This window comes from Cellulomonas cellasea, assembly GCF_030372105.1.
Taxonomy (GTDB): Bacteria; Actinomycetota; Actinomycetes; order Actinomycetales; family Cellulomonadaceae; genus Cellulomonas_A; species Cellulomonas_A cellasea_A.
In genome coordinates, this window is sequence record NZ_JAUDBQ010000005.1 from 184,131 (window position 1) to 206,818 (window position 22,688).

21 protein-coding genes are annotated in these 22,688 nt (G+C 71.2%); 13 read left to right on the forward strand and 8 right to left on the reverse strand.

Features of this window, described 5'->3' with window-relative positions:
* The first annotated feature begins 134 nt into the window (after positions 1 to 134).
* The 7 genes from QUV83_RS07010 to QUV83_RS07040 all read left to right on the forward strand — a co-directional run bounded on the left by QUV83_RS07010 (position 135) and on the right by QUV83_RS07040 (position 7,243).
* The gene (locus QUV83_RS07010) at positions 135 to 950 is read left to right on the forward strand and encodes a hypothetical protein (RefSeq protein WP_289563472.1); all 816 of its coding nucleotides are present in this window, start codon (positions 135 to 137) and stop codon (positions 948 to 950) included.
* Entirely contained in the window at positions 943 to 1,635 is a 693-nt protein-coding gene (locus QUV83_RS07015; protein WP_289563473.1) for an HAD family hydrolase, read from the forward strand. The genes QUV83_RS07010 and QUV83_RS07015 overlap by 8 nt, the downstream gene beginning before the upstream one ends.
* A 262-nt stretch (positions 1,636 to 1,897) precedes the next feature.
* Positions 1,898 to 3,649 carry a BCCT family transporter gene (locus QUV83_RS07020; protein WP_289563474.1) on the forward strand — a complete coding sequence of 584 codons (1,752 nt, stop codon included), beginning with the start codon at positions 1,898 to 1,900 and terminating at the stop codon, positions 3,647 to 3,649.
* Positions 3,650 to 3,789: 140 nt separating this feature from the next.
* Positions 3,790 to 5,064 carry a Na+/H+ antiporter NhaA gene (gene nhaA, locus QUV83_RS07025; RefSeq protein WP_289563475.1) on the forward strand — a complete coding sequence of 425 codons (1,275 nt, stop codon included), beginning with the start codon at positions 3,790 to 3,792 and terminating at the stop codon, positions 5,062 to 5,064.
* Positions 5,065 to 5,220: 156 nt separating this feature from the next.
* Positions 5,221 to 6,162 (forward strand): cold-shock protein, encoded by a 942-nt coding sequence (locus tag QUV83_RS07030; protein WP_289563476.1) that lies wholly within the window; start codon positions 5,221 to 5,223, stop codon positions 6,160 to 6,162.
* Positions 6,159 to 6,602, forward strand: a complete 444-nt coding sequence (locus tag QUV83_RS07035) for a hypothetical protein (RefSeq protein WP_289563477.1) — start codon at positions 6,159 to 6,161, stop codon at positions 6,600 to 6,602. Before QUV83_RS07030 ends, QUV83_RS07035 begins: the two co-directional genes overlap by 4 nt.
* A gap of 152 nt (positions 6,603 to 6,754) precedes the next feature.
* A complete protein-coding gene (locus QUV83_RS07040; RefSeq protein ID WP_289563478.1) occupies positions 6,755 to 7,243 on the forward strand; it encodes a nitroreductase family deazaflavin-dependent oxidoreductase in 489 nt (162 codons plus the stop codon).
* Positions 7,244 to 7,295: 52 nt separating this feature from the next.
* Here the strand turns inward: QUV83_RS07040 and QUV83_RS07045 are convergent, their stop codons facing one another.
* The 3 genes from QUV83_RS07045 to QUV83_RS07055 form a co-directional block, all read right to left on the reverse strand.
* Positions 7,296 to 7,793 (reverse strand): DUF3995 domain-containing protein, encoded by a 498-nt coding sequence (locus QUV83_RS07045; protein ID WP_289563479.1) that lies wholly within the window; start codon positions 7,791 to 7,793, stop codon positions 7,296 to 7,298.
* Between the two features lie 32 nt (positions 7,794 to 7,825).
* Entirely contained in the window at positions 7,826 to 8,131 is a 306-nt protein-coding gene (locus QUV83_RS07050; RefSeq protein WP_289563480.1) for a DUF2249 domain-containing protein, read from the reverse strand.
* Positions 8,132 to 8,398: 267 nt separating this feature from the next.
* Entirely contained in the window at positions 8,399 to 9,079 is a 681-nt protein-coding gene (locus QUV83_RS07055) for a hypothetical protein (RefSeq protein WP_289563481.1), read from the reverse strand.
* A 354-nt stretch (positions 9,080 to 9,433) separates the two neighbouring features.
* Between QUV83_RS07055 and QUV83_RS07060 the strand changes: the two genes are divergently transcribed.
* Both QUV83_RS07060 and QUV83_RS07065 read left to right on the forward strand, forming a co-directional pair.
* Positions 9,434 to 9,856 (forward strand): (R)-mandelonitrile lyase, encoded by a 423-nt coding sequence (locus tag QUV83_RS07060; protein ID WP_289563482.1) that lies wholly within the window; start codon positions 9,434 to 9,436, stop codon positions 9,854 to 9,856.
* Positions 9,857 to 9,858: 2 nt separating this feature from the next.
* Positions 9,859 to 10,845: an aldo/keto reductase gene (locus QUV83_RS07065; protein ID WP_289563483.1), complete on the forward strand. Its 987-nt coding sequence runs from the start codon at positions 9,859 to 9,861 to the stop codon at positions 10,843 to 10,845.
* A gap of 115 nt (positions 10,846 to 10,960) precedes the next feature.
* Here QUV83_RS07065 and QUV83_RS07070 read toward each other — a convergent pair whose 3' ends face one another.
* Both QUV83_RS07070 and QUV83_RS07075 read right to left on the reverse strand, forming a co-directional pair.
* Complete coding sequence (locus QUV83_RS07070; protein WP_289563484.1) at positions 10,961 to 12,598, reverse strand: glycosyl hydrolase family 18 protein; 1,638 nt, start codon at positions 12,596 to 12,598, stop codon at positions 10,961 to 10,963.
* A gap of 126 nt (positions 12,599 to 12,724) precedes the next feature.
* Positions 12,725 to 13,123, reverse strand: a complete 399-nt coding sequence (locus tag QUV83_RS07075) for a VOC family protein (protein WP_289563485.1) — start codon at positions 13,121 to 13,123, stop codon at positions 12,725 to 12,727.
* Between the two features lie 153 nt (positions 13,124 to 13,276).
* Between QUV83_RS07075 and QUV83_RS07080 the strand changes: the two genes are divergently transcribed.
* Both QUV83_RS07080 and QUV83_RS07085 read left to right on the forward strand, forming a co-directional pair.
* Positions 13,277 to 14,215 carry a serine hydrolase domain-containing protein gene (locus QUV83_RS07080; protein WP_289563486.1) on the forward strand — a complete coding sequence of 313 codons (939 nt, stop codon included), beginning with the start codon at positions 13,277 to 13,279 and terminating at the stop codon, positions 14,213 to 14,215.
* Positions 14,216 to 14,220: 5 nt separating this feature from the next.
* Positions 14,221 to 14,739, forward strand: a complete 519-nt coding sequence (locus QUV83_RS07085) for a hypothetical protein (protein ID WP_289563487.1) — start codon at positions 14,221 to 14,223, stop codon at positions 14,737 to 14,739.
* 50 nt (positions 14,740 to 14,789) lie between these two features.
* On the opposite strand, the gene QUV83_RS07090 is transcribed toward QUV83_RS07085, so the two are convergent.
* Together QUV83_RS07090 and QUV83_RS07095 are read right to left on the reverse strand one after the other, a co-directional pair.
* Positions 14,790 to 15,695 (reverse strand): ketopantoate reductase family protein, encoded by a 906-nt coding sequence (locus QUV83_RS07090; RefSeq protein WP_289563488.1) that lies wholly within the window; start codon positions 15,693 to 15,695, stop codon positions 14,790 to 14,792.
* A gap of 43 nt (positions 15,696 to 15,738) precedes the next feature.
* Positions 15,739 to 17,232, reverse strand: a complete 1,494-nt coding sequence (locus QUV83_RS07095) for an FAD-dependent monooxygenase (protein WP_289563489.1) — start codon at positions 17,230 to 17,232, stop codon at positions 15,739 to 15,741.
* Positions 17,233 to 17,660: 428 nt separating this feature from the next.
* Between QUV83_RS07095 and QUV83_RS07100 the strand changes: the two genes are divergently transcribed.
* Entirely contained in the window at positions 17,661 to 19,628 is a 1,968-nt protein-coding gene (locus tag QUV83_RS07100) for a glycoside hydrolase family 11 protein (protein ID WP_289563490.1), read from the forward strand.
* 165 nt (positions 19,629 to 19,793) lie between these two features.
* Positions 19,794 to 21,248, forward strand: a complete 1,455-nt coding sequence (locus QUV83_RS07105) for a glycosyltransferase family 2 protein (RefSeq protein WP_289563491.1) — start codon at positions 19,794 to 19,796, stop codon at positions 21,246 to 21,248.
* A gap of 11 nt (positions 21,249 to 21,259) precedes the next feature.
* Here the strand turns inward: QUV83_RS07105 and QUV83_RS07110 are convergent, their stop codons facing one another.
* Positions 21,260 to 22,630, reverse strand: a complete 1,371-nt coding sequence (locus QUV83_RS07110) for an MFS transporter (RefSeq protein ID WP_289563492.1) — start codon at positions 22,628 to 22,630, stop codon at positions 21,260 to 21,262.
* Positions 22,631 to 22,688: the final 58 nt, after the last annotated feature.

The following is a 22,688-nucleotide window of genomic DNA, read 5'->3' on the forward strand; positions in this document are numbered from 1 at the left end:
GACATTTCGCTGTTCGACCAGCTCAGAAGCCGCTCGGCCGCGCGCGCGAGGTAGCCTCCCTCTCCGTGACGACCTGCGCTTTCACCTCCGATGACCGCGGTGTGCTCGCCGCGTCGGCTAAGCAGCGCTGAGCGATGCGCGACTCGGATCGGCGCGCCCGGCGGCGGCTCCTGGGGGCGCTGTCCGGCGGTGTCGGGCTCCTCGCGCTGCTCACGCTCGCGGACTTCGTCCCACCCGGGGCGGACTGGTACGCCGCGCACCCCATGACGGCCAGCACCGTGACCACTGTCGTCACGTTCGTCGCGGTCAGCCTGCTGGTGGAGCAGTGGCTCAAGGAGCGGTCGGCCGCGCAGCTGCGGCTCGTCTCGAGCGTGGCCTACCGCAGCCTCGCGCAGGTGGTGAACGACGCTGGCAGGTCGTTGCTGGCGCCCCTGGTCGGAGCCGACCTGCAAGCTCTGGCTATCCCGGCCGGCAGCGACGACGTGGCGGCGGCGCGCGCCCGCTTGCTCCGGCACGGTCTGGAGCCGACCTTCGACCAGACGACGGGCTCGTGGCGCGGGATCGGCGCCGCCAGCCACGACGAGGTCCTGCGCGCGCTGTGCACCGAGCCCGCGTACGTGCAGATGCTGTTCCGCACGGCCGCGAACGGGAGGCGGCGGCTGCATGACGGCACCGCGATGTGGGCGCCCGTGATGCTGGGCGCCCGCTCCACGTCGGACGACCTGGGCGCCCTGCGCCGGCTCACGGACGCGATGGAGCTGCTGCAGGAACGGTGCCGGCTCGGCGGCGTCATCGGCCGGGACCTCCCCGACTGGGCGCCCGACCCGGGCTGGCTGGACGCCCTCTCGCGCGACTTCTGGGCGGCTGTCTCGACGTACGAGAGCCTGCGCGACGACTTCGCGGAGCTGGCCGAGCTTCCCAGTGACGAGATCGTGCTCCGACGTGCGTGAGGAGCGCCCGCGGGCCGTGCTGTTCGACATCGACGGGACCCTGGCCGTCGGGTCGAGTGCTCACCTGGCCGCGCTCGTCGCGACGGCGTGGGATGTGCTGCGTCTGCGGGCGGACATCCAGATGGTGGGGGAGCGCCCTCACCTCGACGACCAGGACGTCACCGGATGGATCGACTCCCAGGTGCTGCGCCTGCTCCGGGACCGTGCTCAGGCCGAGGGCCGGGTGCCGCTCGATGCCCTCGTCGAGCGCTACGTCGCGACCTACGCGGACGCGCTCGCGGACGGGACCGCCCTCGTCGGACAACCGGTCCCCGGAGCGGCGCACGTCCTCGACGCGCTCCGGTCGCGCGGGACGCCACTGGGCCTCGTGACGGGCAACGTGCACGGCGTGGCGCGGCTCAAGCTCACCGGTCTGGGCCTGGATCGCGGGTTCTCCTTTCACCGGGACGGGGGCTTCGGGGACTGGCGGGCGAGCCGTGCGGAACTGCCCGCGGCCGCGGGCCAGAGGCTGGGCATCGCCCTCGGACCGGAGGTCTGGCTCGTCGGCGACACCTGCGCCGACATGGCCGGCGCCAAGGGAGCGGGCCTGACGGCCGTGGGCGTGCTCACGGGCGGTGACGACGAGGAGGAGCTCCGGGCCGCCGGCGCCGACGTCGTGCTGCGCTCGGTCGCTGATCTGCCCTGACCGTCCACCGCGTCGACGCGCCGCTCCCCTAGGCGTTCATGTATGGTCCTTGACCGTTTCTTGACCGCCAAAGAAGGGTCACCCCATGGTGAGCGACCGTCGTACGGGATCGACCGAAGGCGAGGCCGGCCATTCTCTGGTCCCACAACGGGCACGCGCAGCACGCATTCTGAAGGAGGTCACCTCTCCCGAGACGGTCGGCAGCCCTCATCCCGCACTGCTGCCAGGCATCGGCGTCGAGCAGACCCATCGGTCGTTCGGCGTGGACCGGATCGTGTTCGGGGTGGCGGCGGCCTTCGTGGTCGGGGTCATCGCCTGGGGTGTGCTGTCGCCGGATGGGCTGGCGGACTTCGCAGCTGCCGGGTTCGTTTTCGTCACCACGGATTTCGGGTGGCTCTTCGGCGTCCTGACGGTCGTCGTCTTCCTGTTCATGATGTGGCTGGGATTCGGCCGGCACCGCGTCGTCCGGCTGGGACAGGACGACGAGAAGCCCGAGTTCTCGACGATCTCGTGGGTCGCGATGCTGTTCTCCGCGGGCATCGGCATCGGGCTGCTGTTCTACGGCCCGCTCGAGCCGATGACGTTCTTCCTCGACCTGCCGCCGGCGTTCGCGGACACCACACCCGGCAGCGACGGCGCCATGCACATCGCGCTCGCGCAGACGTTGTTCCACTGGGGGCCGGTCGCGTGGGCGTACTACGCGCTAGTCGGCGGGGCCGTCGCGTACGCGGCCTACCGCAAGGGCCGCACACCGCTGATGTCCGCGTTGCTCGAGCCGATCTTCGGGCAGCGAAGCCACGGCGTGCTCGGCAAGGTCGTCGACGTGTTCTCGATCGTCGTCACGCTGTTCGGAACTGCCGTCTCGCTTGGCATCGGCGCGCTGCAGATCGGTCGCGGGATCGAGATCGTCGGCGGTGTCGGCCCGCTCGGCAACGCCGTGATCGTGGGCGTCATCGCCGTGCTCTCCGTGGCGTTCATCCTCTCCGCGGTCTCTGGGTTGAAGCGCGGCATCCGCGCGCTCTCGAACATCAATATGGCCCTCGCTGGAGTGCTGGCACTCTTCGTCCTCGTGGTGGGGCCGACCGTCCTGCTGTTGAACCTCATCCCCGGTGTGCTCATGACCTTCGTGGGCGAGCTGCCGGCACTGATGGCGCAGTCCGCCGCGACATCCCCGGATGCCCAGGGGTTCATGAGCGCCTGGACCACCTACTACTGGGCGTGGTGGGTGTCGTGGACGCCGTTCGTCGGGATGTTCATCGCGAAGATCAGCCGCGGACGCACGCTCCGTGAGTTCGTCACCACGGTCATCGTGGTGCCGAGCGTCGTATGCCTGATCTGGTTCACGATCGTCGGTGGCACCACCATGTGGCTCGAGCAGACCGGGGCGGCGATCAGCGAGGCGGCGTCAGGCCAGGACATGTTGTTCACGGTGCTGAACGAGCTCCCGTTCGGGGCCGTGACGTCTGTGCTCGCGATGGTCTCCATCGTGATCTTCTTCGTCACCAGCGCCGACTCGGCGTCCATCGTCATGGCGAGCCTGTCAGAGCAGGGCAACCCGACTCCCCGTCGCTGGACCATCGTCGTGTGGGGCGTCGCACTGGCGTCGATCGCGGCGGTGCTCCTCGTCGGCGGCGGCCAGGTCGCCCTCTCAGGCCTGCAGAGCCTCATGATCGTGTCGGCTCTGCCCTTCGCCATCGTGGTCATCCTCGTCATGCTCGCGTGGGCCAAGGACCTGGCCCGCGACCCGTTGACCATCCGGCGGCGGTACGCGCGCGAGGCCCTGGACCAAGGGGTGCGGGCCGGGATCGAGGAGCACGGGGACGATTTCGTCCTCGGGGTCGTCGCGACGGCGCCGGACGAGGGGGCAGGCGCCTGGCTCGACACCGAGGACCCCGCGCTGACCGACTGGTATCGGCCGGGAGCGGCCGAGCGCGAGCCCGCCATGAGTGAGGCCTCTGCGAGCGTGACGGCGGAGTCCGTCCCGGCGTCATCGGCAGGCAGCACCGAATCGTGAGCCGCTGGGCGTACGCCGGCGCGTCACCGGGCCGCTGTCGCCCTGTGCCGTAGAGTTCCGGGCTGGTGTGCCGGGAAGTCTGGTCGGCGTCTTCGTCTGCGACCCCGCGGCGGAGCTAGACGTCGCACCCAGGAGCGCCCATGGCCCATCAGCGCACTCATCCGCCTGCCCAGTCCTCGCTGCGACGCTGGGCGTCGCGCGAGACCACCGGTGGGGCCCTCCTCATCGGCGCCGCCGTGGTGGCGTTGGTGTGGGCGAACTCGCCGTGGCGCTCTGCCTACGAGACTCTCTCGCACCTCGTCGTGGGGCCCAGGTCCCTGCACCTCGACCTCGACCTGGCGCATTGGGCGGCGGACGGGCTGCTGGCGGTGTTCTTCCTCACCGTCGGACTCGAGCTGAAGCGCGAGATCGTCGTCGGCTCGCTGAGGGATCCGCGTCGGGCTGCCGTTCCCGTCGTCGCGGCGGTCGGGGGCATGCTGGCGCCGGCGGCGATCTACGTCGGTGTGCTGGCGGTCGCGGGCGACCCGGCGGCACGTTCCGGGTGGGCCATCCCGACGGCCACTGACATCGCCTTCGCCCTGGCGGTCCTCGCGATCTTCGGGCGCGGCCTGCCGGTGGCGATCAGGACGTTCCTGCTCACGCTCGCTGTGGTCGACGACCTCCTGGCGATCCTGGTGATCGCGGTGTTCTACACCGACACCGTGTCTGTCGGGATGCTGGCGCTCGCCGTGGTCGCCGTGGCGGCTTTCGCCGCGCTGGCGCGGTCGCCCTATGCGCACCCCTGGCTGTTGGCGCCGCTCGCCGTGATCGCTTGGGGATTCATGCACGCCTCGGGCGTGCATGCCACCATCGCCGGCGTCCTCCTCGGGCTGAGCGTGCCAGCGCGTCCGGTGAACGGAGAACTGGATGACCGGGCGCACCGCTACGAGCAGGCCGTCCGCCCGTGGTCTGCCATCGCCGCCCTGCCGCTGTTCGCGTTCTTCTCGGCTGGAGTCACGCTGGTGGGCGGCGACGGGTCTACTTCCCCGCTAGCCCAGGCGGTGGTCCCTGCCGTGGTGCTCGGCCTGGTCGTCGGCAAGATCACGGGGATCTTGGGCTCGGTGGTGCTGGTGACCAGGTGGTCGCGACTTCGCCTGCCCGAGGGGATCGGTGTGCGCGACCTGGTCCCCGTTGGAGTCCTCGCCGGCATCGGCTTCACCGTGTCGCTGCTGATCGCCGAGTTGTCGTTCACGGACGGGGCCACTGCGGCGGGGGCCAAGATCGCCGTGCTGGCCGGCACCACGATCTCCGCGGTGGCGGCCGCCGTCCTGCTGCGTTGGGACAGCCGCAAGGCGCGGCGGGCCGACATGAACGACGACGGCGTGCCCGATGCGCCGCAGCCGACCGTCGGCGAAGTCACGGAGACGTCCGCGTAGCGCCCTCGCCTCCTCCGGCGGGGCGACCTCCCGGGGGCGCAGGTCAGGTCGTCGCGGGTCGCGCGGGGCGTTGAACGGCCGCCCGGTGGGCGAGGTCTGGTGATTTCGTCAGTCACACTGGAGAGGTCAACGTAGTTTTTCGAGGAGGAGTCACACGTGCCGCAGGGGACTGTCCGCTGGTTCGACACCGACCGGGGGTTCGGCTTCATCGCCCTCGAGGACGAGGCCGACGACCTGTTCGTGCATGCGTCCGAGATCGTCGGCCAGGACGGGCTGAAGGCGCTCCGCGAGGGGCAGGCGGTCGAGTTCGAGGTGGGCGAGGGGGACCGCGGCCCGCAGGCGCGCCGGGTCCGCGTCACGGGCGACCAGGCCGCTGACGCGCCGGTCGGCGTGCTCGGCACCGTCACCTGGTACGAGCCGGCCAAGGGGTACGGCTTCATCACGCCCGACGGCGGCGGCGCGGAGATCTTCCTGCACAGCTCGGCCATCGTGGGCGGCGGTGTCGTCTCGGAGGGCCAGCGGGTCGCGTTCATGGTCGTCGAGGGCGAGAAGGGGCCGCAGGCCGACCACCTGCTGCCGCTCGGGGCCGATGCCGCCGCGCAGGCCGGCGGGTCCGACGGCGCGGATGGCACGGTGTCCTGGTACGACCTGGAGAAGGGCTATGGCTTCGTTGCTCCCGATTCCGGCGGCGCGGACGTCTTCGTCCACTACCGTGCGCTGGCCGGTGGGCTCGCCGAGCTGTACGAGGGCGACCGGGTGACGTACGACGTCGTCGCGAGCGAGCGGGGCCCGCAGGCCCGCGACGTGCAGCTCGTGCGCGGCTCTGCGCCTCAGGGTGCGCCCGCGGGCCCGCCGCCCGGCCGATCGGGGCGCCAGGCGGCCTCTGGTGCGCCTGTGCGCGGCGGCGAGGGCGTGGTCGCGCGCTACGACGCGGATCGCGGTTTCGGCTTCATCACCCCCGATGCCGGGGGAGAGGACCTGTTCGTGCATGTGTCGGTCGTCCGAGGCTCCGAGGCGCTGGAGGAGGGCGATCGAGTTCGGTACGACGTCCGCCAGGGTGACCGGGGGCCGCAGGCCGACCGCGTCGAGGTGCTGTGAGCACCCTGGACGAGGTCGGCACGCGAGACGCCTGGCGATGCTGGCTGTGCGACGAGCCGGTCGACCCCGACGCGTCCGTCAACTCCGACCGCGGCCCGAGCATCGACGGCGGCGCGACGCCCAAGGGCAAGAAGGCGGCGCCGGGCTCCGAGCGGCTCGCGCATCGGGCCTGCAACACGCGCAAGGGCGCGGTCAAGCCCGTTGTGGCCTGGTCGCCGTCGCTGTTCGTCGTGGAGCCGGCGCCGATCGTGTCGACCGTCGAGCGGCTGACCCGCAAGGGTGGGCGCGAGGTCGTGGCCCGCTGCCCCACCAAGGCGGACGGTGAGAAGGCCGCCGCCTGGCTCGTGGACCGGCTCTCGCGGTTCGCCCCCGACCTTCGCGTGACCGCCGCCGTCGAACCCGGCGGTGGGCAGTTCCTCCTCGTGCTCCGCACAGTCTGAGCCTGCCGGGACGCCCCGACGGGCTTCCGCGAACCCTGACGATCATCGGCACGCCTGATCCGCTTGACGACAGCGAGGCCTGGATGTCCGGTTCGTCACTCGGTACGGTGCGAAGGGCGCCAGCGGTGGCGCGAGCCGGACGGGGGCGCGTCATGGGCGACAGCGGGACCGCACACACCTCACCGCAGGACCGTCGTCCGTGGCTGCCGCCGCGGTGGTTCATCCGCACCGCCTGGGTGGTCCACCGGGCAATCCTGCGGGTGTCCCGCGGCAGGTGGGGGCTGTGGCCGCCCCGGGACGACCGCTACGGGACGATGGTGCTGCACACCGTGGGCCGCCGCACCGGCCGTCCGCACGACGTCATCGTCGGCTACGCGCAGGAGGGCCCCGACGTCGTGACGGTCGCGATGAACGGTTGGGGCGAGGGGCACCCGGCGTGGTGGCTCAACCTCCAGGCCAACCCCGAGACGACCGTCGACTTGCCGGAAGGGCCGCGGGCGGTGCGGGCCCGCGCCGCGCGCGGTGACGAGCGGGACCGGCTGTGGCGCACATGGCTGCGGTTCGATCCGAAGTTCGACGCGTACGTGGCGCACCGCCGCACCGAGACAGTCCTCGTCGTGCTCGAGCCACGCCTGGAGTGAGCGGTGGCATGACCGGGCACGCGGCGAGCGTGCCCGGGGCGCCAGAAGCCCTTCACCCCGCCCGACGACGGCCCTCTGCTGGGCCCGAGGAGAGTCGCAGCCACAGGATCAGCGCGGCTCCCCAGATCACGAAGAGCGGATCCCACAGCAGCGCGTGACCGACCATCGCCTCGGTGTCGTACCCGCCGGCCGGCGTCACGACGCCGAGGAGGACGGCGCTGCTCACTGCGACGTTGACGGCGCCGTAGAGCACGAGGAACGCTCCTCCGACCCAGCAGGCCGCCCGCCAGAACCGGGTCCAGGGCAGGCGGCCCCTCGCGACGCCGACGGGGATCAGCGCGGCCAGTGCTTTGACGGCAGCGATGGCGCCCAACAGCAGGCCCGCCTGGACGGGCGAGCGGTCGACGGCCCTCACTGCCCATTCGCCAACAGTGGGGAGCAGCCAACGCCCCCCGAGTGCCCAGTACAGGCTGAACGCCGCATGGATGAGGCCAGCCGCGCAGGCGACGAGGACCGCTGAGTTCGCGGCAGAAGCGCGTCCTGTGGTCATAGGGCTCCTCTGCCCCCGCCGCCCGCTCGGGCTCAGGCCTCGGCGCGGCGCGTGATCCGCACGTGCCAGGCGTCGGGGCCCTCGACGAGGTACTCGACGTCCACGGGCGCGCGCTCGGCGAGCTGCGCGAGCAGTGGCAGCGGGGCGTGCGGAGCGACGATCACGAGCGACGCGCCGGGAGCGATCGCGTCGAATGCGCCGAAGACGGTGGCATGGCGGATCGCGTGCGGGATCGTGCGCACGTCGAGCACGGGGTCAGCGTCGTCGTGACCTCCGCAACCGCAGGAGTGCCCGGCAGGCTCGGGGGCGGTGGGCAGGATCTCGACGGGCTGGCTCATGGCTCTCCTTCGATGGTCGCGCGCCGAGTGGCGCGCTCAGGGGCCGGGGCGCCGGCGGCGCCGGCCCCGACAGAGCGGTAGTTGTCGGTCGTCACGCCTCACCTGCTCCCGGTCGGATGCCGCGGACTCAAGGCCCGCGTGTCCTTCGTCGTCATTAAACGCAGACTTGCCGTGGAAAAGGCCGGGACCAGAGTCCCTGGCCCATGTTGAGGTCCGCCACGTGCGCGGATGCCCTGTCGGCGGTAAGGCGGCGCCGACGAATGTGAGTCAGCGCTGGCGGTCGTGAGGGTACGGGCCCGGGCCGTGCGCGAACGGTCCGGGGTGGCCGTACAGGTACGGCGCCGGCATGGCGGGCTGGCGACGCCAGTACTGGGTGAGCTTCAGGGCGCCGAACCCCATGCCGGTGATGAGGATCCCGAACACCACTGACACGACCCCCGCCGACGTCCGGGCCGTCGAGGACATGCCCTTGTCCTCGGTGACGGCGAACGTCTCCACGCCGTCCCCACGGCACGTCACGTAGTCGATGCCCATCCAGCCCGAGCCCCCAGCGGTGGTCACGGCCGGGCGGTACTCGACGCCGCTGCGGGTGTCGGTGACCACGGGCTCCACACCTTCGACGGCAACGGGCTCGACGGTCCCCGACTCCTGCTCTCCGGTGCTGTACACCCGGCTCTTCCACTCGCACGTCACAGCGGACGGGTCCACGGTCGCGGGGAGGGCCAGGATCATGAAGTCTCCCGTGCGGAGGTCGACGGCGTCCTTGCCGCGGACCTTGACCTCCTCACCCGGTGCGAACTGTGCGCGGACGGAGACGGTGCTGTGGGGGGCGAAAGGGCCGAACGCCGTGAAGGCGGCCACTGCCACGAGCAACGTGAACGGCCCGCCGATCAGGCCGACGAAGATCCACATCGCCACGATGATGCGCAAGCGTTCTCTGAGGCTCACCAGCGGGCCCTCTCTCGTCGCGACGGTGGTGTCACCGTCCGGGTCTCACCTGCCCCAGATCCCACCTGCAAGGCGCAGCGGCCCTGACGACACGAGCGCCGTGGCACCTTGCTCATTGGCGCGGGCTGGGCCCTGCGGGCAGCACTCTAGGGCCCGCTGGCCGCGTCAGCTGCCGACCACACCGCGCCCGACGTCCAGGTCAGGTCATCGCGTGTTCCCCTGGAGCCTCCACGATCGGATGACCGTGCATCCGACGGAGGGGTGTCCTGTCAGGGCATCCCACGGCCGGGAGGCCCGGCGTAGCGTCGATCGCATGGACAACCGTCAGGAGGCGCGCGACGTGAAGAGGGAACCATGAGGAAGCTGTCGAGATCCGCGACCACGAAGAACCCGCCCGAGCTGTTCACCGGCGACGTCTGGCTGGACCCGATCGCGTCGCCGCAGGAGGGCGACCAGCGCATGACGGTCGCGCTGGTGCGGTTCGCCCCGGGCGCGCGCACCGCATGGCACTCCCACGCCCGCGGGCAGACGCTGCACGTGGTCTCCGGTATCGCGCTCGTGCAGTCCCGCGGCGAGGTGGCCGTCGAGGTGCACCCCGGTGAGACGGTGTACTGCCCCCCGGATGAGGAGCACTGGCACGGCGCCGTGCCGGATGCCTTCATGGAGCACCTCGCGATGCTCGAGAACGGTGACGACCCGGCCACCACGACGACGTGGGCGGAGCACGTCACGGATGACGACTACCTCCGCGCACATCACACGGCGACGGGGGCCTGAGCATGCACACCAGAACTCTCGGACAAGGGCTGGAGGTCTCGGCCATCGGGCTGGGCGCGATGGGCATGTCCCAGAGCTACGGCCCCAACCCGGGCGACCGCGACGAGATGATCGCCGTGCTGCGCTCCGCCGTCGACTACGGCGTCACCTTCTACGACACCGCCGAGGTCTACGGCCCCTACGTCAACGAGGAGCTCGTCGGCGAGGCGCTTGAGCCCATCCGCGACCAGGTCACGATCGCCACGAAGTTCGGCTGGGACATCCGTGACGGGAAGAGTGTCGGCCTGGACAGCAGGCCCGAGCAGATCCGCCGTGTCGCCGACGCGTCGCTCCAGCGGCTCCGCACCGATGTGATCGACCTGTTCTACCAGCACCGGGTCGACCCTGAGGTGCCCATCGAGGACGTCGCAGGCGCTGTGGGCGAGCTCGTCGCCGCGGGCAAGGTCCGCCATTTCGGACTGTCCGAGGCCTCCGCGCAGACCATCCGCGCCGCGCACGCGGTCTACCCGGTGACCGCGCTGCAGAGCGAGTACTCCCTGTGGACGCGGGACCCCGAGCCGGAGGTCCTGCCGACCCTCGCCGAGCTCGGCATCGGCCTGGTCCCGTTCAGCCCGCTCGGCAAGGGATTCCTGACCGGCGCCGTCGACACCTCCACGCCGTTCACCGAGGGCGACATCCGCAACCGGATCCCTCGGTTCACCCCGGAGAATCTGAGCGCGAACCAGGCCCTCGTCGAGCACGTCAAGGCACTCGCCGAGGCGAAGGGAGTCACCCCCGGCCAGGTCGCACTGGCCTGGCTGCTCGCCCAGCACCCGTGGATCGTGCCCATCCCCGGCACCCGGCGCAGCTCCCGCATCCAGGAGAACGCCGGAGCCACCACGGTCGGCCTCTCCGCCGACGAGCGTGCGGACCTCGACACCCTCACCCAACGCGAGGGCGTCCACGGCGACCGCTACGACGCGACCCACATGGGCTACGTCAACCGCTGACCCTCACCCGGCGCCTCGCGGTGGGCGGCTGACGGCCGGTGGTCCGTCGCGCACGCCCGAAGCCCGGACGCCGGGGGAGAAGGGCCGGCGCCCGGGCTTCGGGGGTCTACTGGGCCTACTTCAACCCGTTGGACAGCGCGCTGATCAGCTCGCCGTTCGCGGTGTCACCGGACAACTCCCAGAAGAAGGCTCCGCCGAGCCCCTTGCCCTTGGCCCAGGACGTCTTCCCCGCGAGCGTGCTGGGGGTGTCGTAGCCCCACCACTCGGAGCCGCACTTGGCGTACGCGGTGCCGCCGACTGTGCCCGTCGCCGGGCACTTCGTCTTCAGCACCTTGTAGTCCTCGATGCCGGCCTCGTAGGCGCCTGGCGCGGCGCCCGTCGCCGAGCCGCCTGGCGCCGTCTGCGTGACCCCGGTCCAGCCGCGGCCGTAGAAGCCGACGCCCAGCAGGATCTTGTTGGCCGGGATGCCCTTGCCGATGAGCTTGTCCACCGCCGCCTCGGTGTTGAAGCCCGCCTGCGGGATGCCCGCGTAGGACGTGAGCGGCGAGTGCGGCGCCGTCGGGCCTGTCGGGTTGAACGCCCCGAAGTAGTCGTAGGACATCGGCATGATCCAGTCGAGCTTCAGCGCTCCACCGGCGTAGTCGGCGGCGTCGATCTTGCCGCCGCTGCTGCCGTCCGCGGTGATGGCCGCGGTGATCAGCGTGCTGGCGCCGAACTTGTTGCGCAGCGCGGTGATGACGTTGTTGAACGCCGCGGGACCGCTCGAGTCGCATGTCAGGCCGCACGCGTTCGGGTACTCCCAGTCGATGTCGATGCCGTCGAACAGCCCGGCCCACCGCGGGTCGTTGAGCAGCTGGTGGCAGGACTCGGCGAACGCCGTCGGGTTGGCCGCGGCCTGCGTGAAGCCGGACGACCAGGTCCAGCCGCCGAACGACCAGATGACCTTGAGGCCCGGGTTCATCGCCTTGAGCTTCTTGAGCTGGTTGAAGTTGCCGCGCAGCGGCTGGTCCCACGTGTCGGCGACGCCGTCGACGGAGTCAGCCGCGGTGTACGCCTTGTCGTAGGCCGCGTAGGAGTCGCCGATCGAGCACTTGCCGCCGGTGGTGTTGCCGAACGCGTAGAGGATGTGGGTCAGCTTCGATGCCGACCCGCTCGTCGCGACGTTCTTCGCGTGGTAGTTGCGGCCGTACACGCCCCACTCGGTGAAGTAGCCGACGAGCTTCTTGCCACCCGGCTGCGGCGTGGTGGTGGGCGTCGGCGTCGGCGTCGGGGTGGGCGTGGTCGTCGGTGTCGGTGTGGGCGAGGTGGTGGGTGTGCCACCGGTACAGGCCACGCCGTTGATGCTGCACGCGGTCGGCGACGCGAACGGCCCGGTGGCCACGTAGCCCCAGGTGAACGAGGCCCCGGGCGCCAGCGTGGCGGACCAGCCCTTGTTCTTCGCCGTGTAGTGGTTGCCGGCCCGGGTGACGTCGGCGTCCCACGAGCTGCTGAGGGCGTTCCCGGCGGGGAGGTCGAACTCGAGGGTCCACCCGTTCACGGGCGTGGTTCCGGAGTTGGTGACCTTGACGTTGACCTGGTGGCCGGTGCCCCAGTCGCCGGCGGAGGTGAAGGTGGCGCTGATCGTGCCTGCCGCGAACGCGGGCTGGGCCACGGCCAGTGTGGCGAGCAGTGCGGCCACCGCGGCCAGCGCTGTGGTGATCAGGACGGGACGTCGTCGTCCCGTCGGTATGCGGCTGTGTCGGATGAAAGCCATTGCGCGATCCCCTGTCCATCGTCGGACGAATATGTAAGGAAGGTGTACGAATGGTTCATAAGCGACACTAACAAAAGTCACAGAACGTGGTCAACGGCCTGTCGGCGAACTCGAAACGTTCAGGAATCACGCTGACGCGACGAGCTCCACCTCGAATCCGTCGCGATTCTCGAGGTAGGCGGCGTAGTGGTGTGGGCCCCCTGCATGCGGGTGACGGTCGGCGAACAGCAGTGACCAGCCGTGACGCCGGGACTCCTGTGTCAGGCCATCGACGTCGCTCTCGCTTCCGGCGTGGAAGGCCAGGTGGTTCACACCAGGACGCCGACGGTCGTGGTGCTCGCCGCGAACGTCTGGGCCGGATTCGATGACGATGTACGAGGCGCCGTGGACCCAACTCGATCCTTGCGGCCACGTGTCCCGCGGTTGGTATCCGAGTGCGCTCAGGAGCCAGCCGAGCGATCTCTGCGCTTCGGCGAGGTCGGCAACCCACACCTCGACGTGATGCAGCGTGCCCGGCGTCGTCATGGCCCCATCGTGCGGGGGCAACGCCCGCTCGTGCGTCGTTCGACCGGTGGATGTCCCGGTCCGGTCAGTCGCCGCGGGTCGCCGCGATGATGCGATGCTGCTGGCCACCTCAGACCCGTGCGCAGCCATGGCTCGCGCAACGACAGGAGCGACATGACGCTGCGAGCGAGCACCGCGGCCGCCATCCACATGCCAGGCGGCGCGCAAGACGCGTCGTACGGGCGCTGGCACTCGCCTACGGCGGTCGTGTGCTGGGCTTCTGGCGCCAAGGTGTTCACCGCAGGCCTCGCCAGAGCCCTGGTGGCCGCGGGCGAGCTCGCTTGGGACTCTCACGTCCCCACCCTGCTCGGGGTCCCCGGGCCCGAGCACCTCACCATCGCCGCACTGGTGGAGCACCGTGGCGGGCTCGCCCGCACCTTGCCCGAACAGCGTGCGACGCTGCCCGACCCGTACCGGGAATGGACCACCGAGCGGTTCGACGAACGCGTCCTGCCTGACCTGGAGGCCCTGGCAACCGCCGTGAGCCCAGGCGTCGAGGCGTACTCGAACACGGGCTATGCGCTGCTGGGCCGCGCGTTGGAGGTCAGTCAGCGCCAGGGCTGGATCGACCTGGTGCGCGAGCGCCTGATAGCGCCACTCGGAATGCGTGAAGAGGTCATGACTGTCGCCCCGCCGGACTCCCCACGCGCCGAGGCATCCCCAGGTGCGGGCGCCGTCGCCCTCGCCTCGCGCGACCTGCGCGAGCGCCCAGTCGCGGACTGGGACGTCTCGACGGGCCCGTTCGCGGCAGCCGGCGGGCTGTGCTCGACCGTCCCGTCCATGCTCGCGGTGCTCAGCGCAGCACTGGAGGCCTCCAGCCCGTTGGCGCCGGGCGCCGGACCGCACGCATGGACGCAGGCAGGGGCGCTGGCCGCGCACCAAGGCGCGCTGTCGCGGTCCGGCAGTTTGCTCGTCGTCAACACTGAGCTCGGATCCGTGGGGGTCGCGCACGCGGTCGGGGGCCTCCCCGGCCATGGGGCCAGGCGCGCCGAGAGAGCGCTCAGCAATCTGATCTCCCGCCAGGCGCCAGCAGGCGCGAGAGCTGCGCCATGAGGCCCGTGACTGCACCCCGCGTCGCCCTCGCTACACGGCTGCTGGTGGTCGGCGGAGCAGTCGGCGCGCTGGTCGGCCTCGTCGTGGGCTGGCTGCTGCTGCGTCCGAGTGGGGGCGACCTCGTCGCGGCAGCGCACGATCTGGTGCCGGGCGGCTTCGCCGTCCAGGGCGAGGGCCTGCAGCGCGGCAATCTGCTGCTGGGCTGGGAGGACATCGGCGGGGTCGTCGCGACCGACCCCGACGTGAGGTGGGATGAGATCGCCGTCGAGGAGATCGCGCGGGCAGCCGGGTGGACCGTGGTGCGACACCAGCCGGCTGCCGCGAGGACGTTGACCCTGCTCGAGCGCCCTGGGCTCGAGGCGGATGTCGTCGTCCGCACGGAGGATGGCGACGCCGAGGTCACGGTGATGGTCCAGCGCGACGGTTCCGAGTGGCTGCGTGTGGCCACGGGCGTGTTGGCCGGGGCAGGCCTGGGCGGCGTCGTCGTCGGCGTGGTGCGCAGGCACAGGACCGTGCCGTCCTGATCCCTCCCGTGTGCGCTTGACCCCTCGCCGTCACGGGGTGCAGGGCGGGCTCAGGCGAGCTGCGCCACCAAGCGGGCGGTGGTTGGCGCGGGAATGCCGTGCGACCGCGCCGCGCGCAGCACGGCGCCGCCGATCGCGTCCAGCTCGATCGGCCGCCCGGCCTCGGCGTCGCGTTGCATGGAGGACCGGGCGCCGGGTGGGAACCCCTCGGAGAACGACAGGGCGGCCTCGATGGTGACGGTGCCGCCGCTCGCGCGTCCCACCGTGGCCACCTCGGTGACGAGCTCGACGAGCTCGTCACGGTGGGCGGTCCGCACCTCGCCGATGGGCGCCCGGTGCCGGGTGGTGAGCAGCGCGAACGGCGCGAGGACCGTCAGCTTGTCCCAGAGCATCGCCTGCTCGTCGTCACGGGTCCGTGTGGTGAGGCCGGCCCCGCGCAGGATCTCCGCCGCCGAGTCGACCCGGGCCGGCGGGGCCGTGCGGCTGGCGAGGTCGACCTGGGCGAACGGGCTGCCGTGCACGATGCGCCCGGGCGCCGTCCGAGTGGACTCGACCCGGATGACCCCTGCGGCGACCGACGCGGGGTCGAACACCTGCCGCAGGGTGTCGACGTGCTCGACGCCGTTGAGCAGCGGGAGCACGAGCCCGTCGGACACCAGACTGGCGGGCACGCGGTCGAGGGCGGCGGGGAGCGCCGTGTGCTTGACGGCGACGACGCACAGGTCCACCGGGTCGCGGAGCACGGTGTCCGCCTCGACGGGCACGGTGAAGTCTCCGAACAGCGTGCTGGTGACGCTCACCCCGTCGGCGCGGAGCGCCTCGACTGTGGGCGGTCCGGCGAGGAACACCACGCGGTGCCCGGCCCGGGCCGCCAGCGCGCCGACGAGCCCGCCCACGCCCCCTGGCCCGAGGATCGCGACGGTCTTGCGCGGCGTTGTCGGCTGCATGTCCACCATCAGCCCATCCTCGCCGTTCCCCCGAGCCGCCGCGGCAGCGCCGTCACAGGGCGGCTGTTCCGAACCAGGCGCCCAGTGCGTGGGGCAGCTCGGGGTCGGCGAGGTCGCCGGCCCAGGCGACGTGCCCGTCGGGCCGGATGAGCACGGCCATCGGCGCGGGGACCTGGCCGATGACCGGCAGCTCCCATTCGCCGTCGTGTGTGGCGTCGACCCATCGGACCCGATCCGGCCAGGGGGAGATCTCGAGGCCGCCGGGCTCGCCGAAGTTGAGGAGCAGGGGCCGGGCGTTGTGCAGCAGGGCGTAGACGCGGGTGGGGCCGTCGGCGCCGCCGAGGTCGAGGTCGGGCATGCGGCGCCCGATCAGCGGGTGGCCCTCGCCGAGGTCGTAGTGGATGCCGAGCCCGGAGAGCTCCGCGACGGTGCGGCGGCGCGGCTCGTCCATCGCCAGCAGGCTCGCGAGCGTCTCGCGGAGGGCGTCGTGGCGATCGTCGGGGGTGCTGAGCGCGACCTGCGCCATCGTGTTCCGCAGCACCTGGGCGCCGACGGGGTGGCGTTCGGCGTGGTAGGTGTCCAGCAGGCTCGTGGGCGACGTCCCGCGGATCACCTGGGCGAGCTTCCAGCCGAGGTTCACGGCGTCCTGCACGCCCGTGTTGAGCCCTTGGCCGCCCTGCGGCGGGTGCACGTGGGCGGCGTCCCCGGCGAGCAGCACCCGCCCCGCCCGGTAGGCGGCGGCCTGTCGCGTCGCGTCGGTGAAGCGGGAGATCCAGTTCGGGCTGTGCGCGCCGTAGTCGGTTCCGTAGGCGGCGGCCAGCGCGTCGCGGACGTGCCGCAGCGTGGGCTCGCCCGGCTGGTCGACGAGCGGCTCCTTGAGGACCACCCGGTATGGCCCGCCGCCGGTGTCCCGGTTGACGGGTCCGATGCCCCCGCCCTCGCGCCGCATGCCGATCTCGGGCTCCTGGTCCATCTCGACCTCGGCGATGAGCCAGGAGGTTGTGGCGTCCCAGCCGGGGAAGTCGATGCCGGCGGCTTTGCGGACGACGCTGCGCCCACCGTCGCAGCCGACGAGGTAGGGCGCCCGCAGGATGCTGCCGTCGGACAGGCGCACGTCGACCCCGGCGTCGTCCTGCGTGTGGCCCGTCACCTCGCGCTCCCGGAGGATCGGCACGCCCAGCTCGCCCACCCACTCGGCGAGCAGGCGCTCGATGTGGCCCTGCCAGAGCGCCAGCCCGTAGTTGTGGCGGGTGGGGAAGTCGCTGAGGTCCAGCGGGATGCCGGCGAAGCCCTGGATCTGCATCGTCTGCCCCGCCGCGAGGAATCGGTCGGCGATGCCGCGCTGGTCCAGCACTTCGATGGTGCGGGAGTGCAGGCCGCCGGCCCGCGAGCCGTCCACGACCTGGCTGGCGCGTCGTTCGACGAGGGTGGCGTCGATGCCCGCCAGCGCGAGCTCGCCCGCCAGCATCAGCCCGGTGGGGCCGGCGCCGGCGATCACGACGTCGTGGTCGGAGGTCCGGGTTGCTGCCCCGGTCGTCTCTGGCATGCGCATGCCTCCTGAGATCGCGGCCGCTGCTGATGGGCGGTGTGAGGCCGGGGCGCGAGGGGCGCGGTGTTCGGCAGCGTAGGCGGTGTCGGCGCCGATGGCCCTGTGGGTCGAAACGCATCGATCTTTGACTCGAAAGTATCGGCCTGCTTATCCGGCGGCGAGGGCAATAGCGCATCCCCCGCCGCTGCCGGTCGCAGATTGCCAACTTAAACGTTTCGCCACCCGAAAGGTGCGTTTCAAACGCCTTGCCGGGCTGTGCTGGGCACAGCAAAGTGGGCGGCACGGCTCCGCGCGGCGACGCCCCTCGATGGGTGGCCGGTGGCGCCGGGCCCACCCATCGAGCCAAACCGGCCTGATGGCAGTCGCAAGTTTCGACACCGATTCGCAGATCCGATTCGCAAACCGATCGCACAAAGGGGTGCACCATGTCCGACCGACTAGTCCTCGACCGAGCGATGCCCAGGCATCGCCGGCTGGCACGAGCGCTGCTGAGTGTCAGCGCCGCCGCTGCCATGGTGGCTGGCGGCCTGGTGGCTGCTGCTGGACCCGCCGCCGCCGTCAGCTCGAACGAGACCGGCAACAACGGCGGCTACTTCTACTCGTTCTGGACCGACGCCCCAGGAACCGTCTCCATGGACCTGGGCGCGGGCGGCAACTACAGCACGCAATGGAGCAACACCGGCAACTTCGTCGCGGGCAAGGGCTGGAGCACCGGCGGCCGCAAGACGGTCAACTACTCCGGCTCGTTCAACCCGTCCGGCAATGCGTACCTGACCCTCTACGGGTGGAGCACCAACCCGCTCGTCGAGTACTACATCGTCGACAACTGGGGCACCTACCGGCCCACGGGCACCTTCAAGGGCACCGTCACCAGTGACGGCGGCACCTACGACATCTACGAGACCACCCGCACCAACCAGCCCTCGATCGAGGGCACCGCGACGTTCAAGCAGTTCTGGAGCGTGCGGCAGGCGAAGCGCACCGGCGGCGCCATCACCACCGGCAACCACTTCGACGCGTGGGCCAGCAAGGGCATGAACCTCGGCACCCACAACTACATGATCATGGCCACCGAGGGGTACCAGAGCAGCGGCAACTCCAACATCACCGTGAGCGAGGGCTCAGGCGGCGGCGGCAACCCGACGCCCACCCCGACGAGCGGCGGCGGGGGCAGCAGCGGCTGCACCGTCACCGCCACGCGCGGCGACGAGTGGTCCGACCGGTTCAACGTGTCCTACGCGGTCAGCGGCAGCAGCAGCTGGACCGTCAACCTGGGCCTCAACGGCAGCCAGAGCATCCAGAACAGCTGGAACGCCAACGTCTCCGGCAGCGGCTCCACCCGGACCGTGACGCCCAACGGCAACGGCAACACCTTCGGTGTGACGGTCATGAAGAACGGCAACAGCACCACGCCGTCCGCCACCTGCTCGGGCGGGGGCGGCAGCACGCCGACGCCGACGACGCAGCCGACCACGACGCCCACCACCCCCAGCACCGGCGGATGGACGGGCAGCTGCTCGGCCGGGTACGTCGGGCTGACCTTCGATGACGGGCCCACCTCGGGCACGTCGAGCCAGCTCATCAACACCCTCAAGCAGAACGGCGCCACGGCGACGGTCTTCCCGACGGGCCAGAACGCCCAGAACAACGCCTCGCTCATGCGGGCGTACGCGGACGCCGGGCTGCAGATCGGCAACCACAGCTGGGACCACCCGCACCTGATCAACTTGAGCAGCAGCGAGATCCAGTCGCAGCTCTCGCGGACGCAGACGGCGATCCAGCAGACCTCGGGCGTCACGCCCAAGCTGTTCCGGCCGCCGTACGGCGAGACCAACGCGACGCTCAAGCAGGTCGAGTCCTCGCTGGGCCTGCGGGAGATCATCTGGGACGTCGACTCGAAGGACTACGACAACGTCAGCGCCGACCAGATCCGCCAGGCCGCCCAGCGGCTGACCAACGGCCAGATCATCCTCATGCACGACTGGCCGGCCAACACCATCGCGGCCCTGCCGAACATCCTGCAGGACCTCAAGTCGCGCAACCTGTGCCCGGGCATCATCTCGACTGACACCGGGCGAGCGGTCGCCCCGGGCACGAGCACGGGCGGCGGCACGGGTGGCGGTGGCAGCACCGGCTCGTGCACCGTCACCGCGACCCGCGGCGACGAGTGGTCCGACCGGTTCAACGTCACGTACTCGGTGAGCGGGAGCTCGGCCTGGACCGTCAACCTGGCGCTCAACGGCAGCCAGGGCATCCAGAGCAGCTGGAACGCCAACGTCTCCGGCAGCGGCTCCACCCGGACCGTGACGCCCAACGGCAATGGCAACTCGTTCGGTGTGACAGTCATGAAGAACGGGAACAGCTCCACGCCGGGCGCCACCTGCTCCGGCTAGCACCTGCCCCATCTGCTCAGGGCGGGCTGCCGACACTGACCGGCAGCCCGCCCTGAGCGGCGCATCCGCCAGAGAGCGCGGGTGAATCCGCAGGCCGGACCCGTTTTCACCTTCGGGTCCCATCGAAACCAGGCGCGCGCGGCCGAACAGGCAGACGTGTCTGGGTTGATCGATCCCTCTGCTCCGGCGGGAGCCCGCCGCCACTCCACCGAGGGCCGGCACGAGCCGTCCTCGGGCGTCCCCCCGAACTCCCTGTCGCAGCTGTTCGAGCTCGACGACCTCACCGACCCCGCCGCGCCGGCCACTCCCGCCGGGCGGCGCCTCTATGTCCCGGTCGCCACCAAGTTCCTGCTCGCGGTGCTCGGGACCGTGCTGTGGGTGGGCCTGTCGGTGTGGATCTCCCAGGCCTGGATCAACGAGCTGACCGACGTGGTGGGGGTGCTGCTCGCCTGGGTCGTCGTCTGCCTTGTCGCGTACTTGCCGGGCGCCGTCGTGGCGTTCATGGCGTTCTCCCTCGCGATGGACCGCCAGCCGCCGCTGCGGGTCGCGGAGCCCACCACGCCGCTCACCGTGATCATCGCCGCGCGGAACGAGGAGCAGGGCATCGGGCCGACGATCGCCGCTGTGCACCGCACCGACTACGCGGGTCCCGTGCACGTGATCCTGGCGGACAACGGCTCCACAGACGGCACCGCCGAGGCGGCCCGCCGCACCGCCGACGAGCTGGGGGTGAGCCTGTCGGTGGTGCGCGAGGAGCGCCCCGGCAAGGCGAACGCCCTCAACACCGCGTTGGAGACGGTCGCCACCGAGTACGTGGTGACGGTGGACGCGGACACGCTGCTGCACGTCGAGTCGCTGCGCCGGCTCGTGTCCCGGCTGGAGTCGGCGCCCGACGACACCGTCGCGGTGGCGGGCGCGGTGCTGGTCCGCAACTCCCGGGAGAACCTGCTGGCGCGGATGCAGGAGTGGGACTACTACCTGGGCATCGCCGCGGTGAAGCGCATGCAGGGGCTGTACCAGGCGACGCTCGTCGCGCAGGGCGCGTTCTCCATCTACCTCACGGCGGACCTGCGCCGCATCGGCGGCTGGCCGGACGCGATCGGCGAGGACATCGTGGTCACCTGGCGGCTCATGGAGCATGGCCAGCGGGTCTTCTTCGAGCCGACGGCCGTCGCGTTCACCGATGTGCCGACGAAGGTGCGGCACTTCATGCGGCAACGGGCCCGGTGGGCGCGCGGGATGTTCGAGGGGCTCGCGGCGGTGCCGCCGTGGCGCCAGCGGCGGCCGATGACCCGGTTCGTGGCGGGCATCGACCTACTGATCCCCGGGCTGGACATCGGGTACGCGCTGATCTGGATGCCGGGCATCGTGCTGTTCCTGCTCGGCTACCCGTGGGTGGTGTCGGCCTGGACGCTGGTGGTGCTGCCGCTCACCGTGCTGGTGTACGGCAGCCTGCGCCGCTACCAGTCGCGGAACGTGTTCGGGCCGCTCAACCTGCGGGTGCGCCGCAACCGCGGCGGCTACCTAGCGTTCCTGCTGCTGTACCAGGCGCTGTGCTCCTGGGCGTCGCTCGCCGGCTACGCCCAGCACCTGTTCGGCGCCAGGCGCCGCTGGAAGTGAGCGGTGGGCCGTCAGACTGCAGTGCTGCTGCTTGACTCCTCGTGGTCGCGCACGGCCTGCGCGGCCTGGCGGCCCGACGGAGCCAGCATCGCGAGCACCACGACCACGAGGATCACCGCGCCGGTGGCGATCAGCAGCGACTCGACGCTGAACCGGTCGGCGAGCGGCCCCAGCACCGCCATGCCGAACGGCATCGCGAGTGCCATGACGATGCCCATGATCCCGAAGACCCGGCCCTGGCGCTCCGGCTCGACCGTCTCCTGCAGGAGGGTCATGGAGGTGGTGGAGAAGAACGGCACCGCGAGGCCGAAGCCGAACATGAACGCGAAGAAGACCCACATGTTCGTGGAGAAGCCCATGCCGATGGACAGGGCGCCGAAGACGAGGGTGGTCCCCACGATCATCGTCATGCGGTTCTTCAGGCCGCCCCACGTCGCCAGCAGCACGCCGCCGAGCGTCATCCCGATGGAGAACGAGAGCTCGGTGACGGTGAGCTTCCACACCTCGTCGCCGAAGGTGCGGACCACCATGAGCGGGGTCAGGTTGGACGGCGCGACGACGAGGACGAACACGACCGCGAACAGGCCCAGCAGCCAGCGGACGAACCCGTGGCGGTGCACGTACCGCAGCCCGCCGACCAGGTCCGCGAAGTAGCCGGCCTTCTCGCCGTCGGCCAGGTCGGCGCGCACCACCCGGCCGACGCGCAGCAGGGCCAGCAGCGCGATCCCGATCGCGGCGGTCACCACGTCGATGAAGAAGATCGCGACGATGGACGCGCTCGCGTAGACGGCCGCCGCGACGGCCGGGGTGACCAGCACCATCGCGGACTGGATGGAGCCGTTGATCCCGTTGACCCGCATGAGCTTGCTCGTCGGCACGAGCTGCGGCAGGAGCGCGGCCACCGCTGGCATCTGGACCCCGGCCCCGACGGAGCGGATGGCCAGCGCCGCGTAGATGAGCCACAGGTCGTCGCTGCCCCCGACCATCAGCAGCGCCAGCACCAGGGTGGTCGCCGCGATGGAGGCGTCCGCCGCGATGATCATCGCCTTGCGGTTGAGCCGGTCCGCCCAGACTCCCGCGAAGACCGACACGATCGCCTGCGGCAGGAAGCCGAACACCGCGGCCAGGGCGAGCACGCCACCGGACTTCGTCTCGAGGGTGAGGTGCCACATGATCGCGTACTGCACGAGCATCGAGCCGAACAGCGAGACGGTCTGGCCGCCTAAGAACAGGGTGGCGTCCCGCCGCCACTGCGGCTTCTCGGCCTCGTCGGGCACGGGCGCCGGGGCGGCCCCGTCCACGGCGATCGTCGTGTCGGGCGCCCCGGGGAGCCCTTCGCCGTCGGTCGGCGTCAGGTCGGCGTCGGTGCGCGGCGGATTCACCGGTCCATCTTGAGGGCAGCGCGGGGCGGCGTCACGCGATTTCACGCCGCCCCGCAGG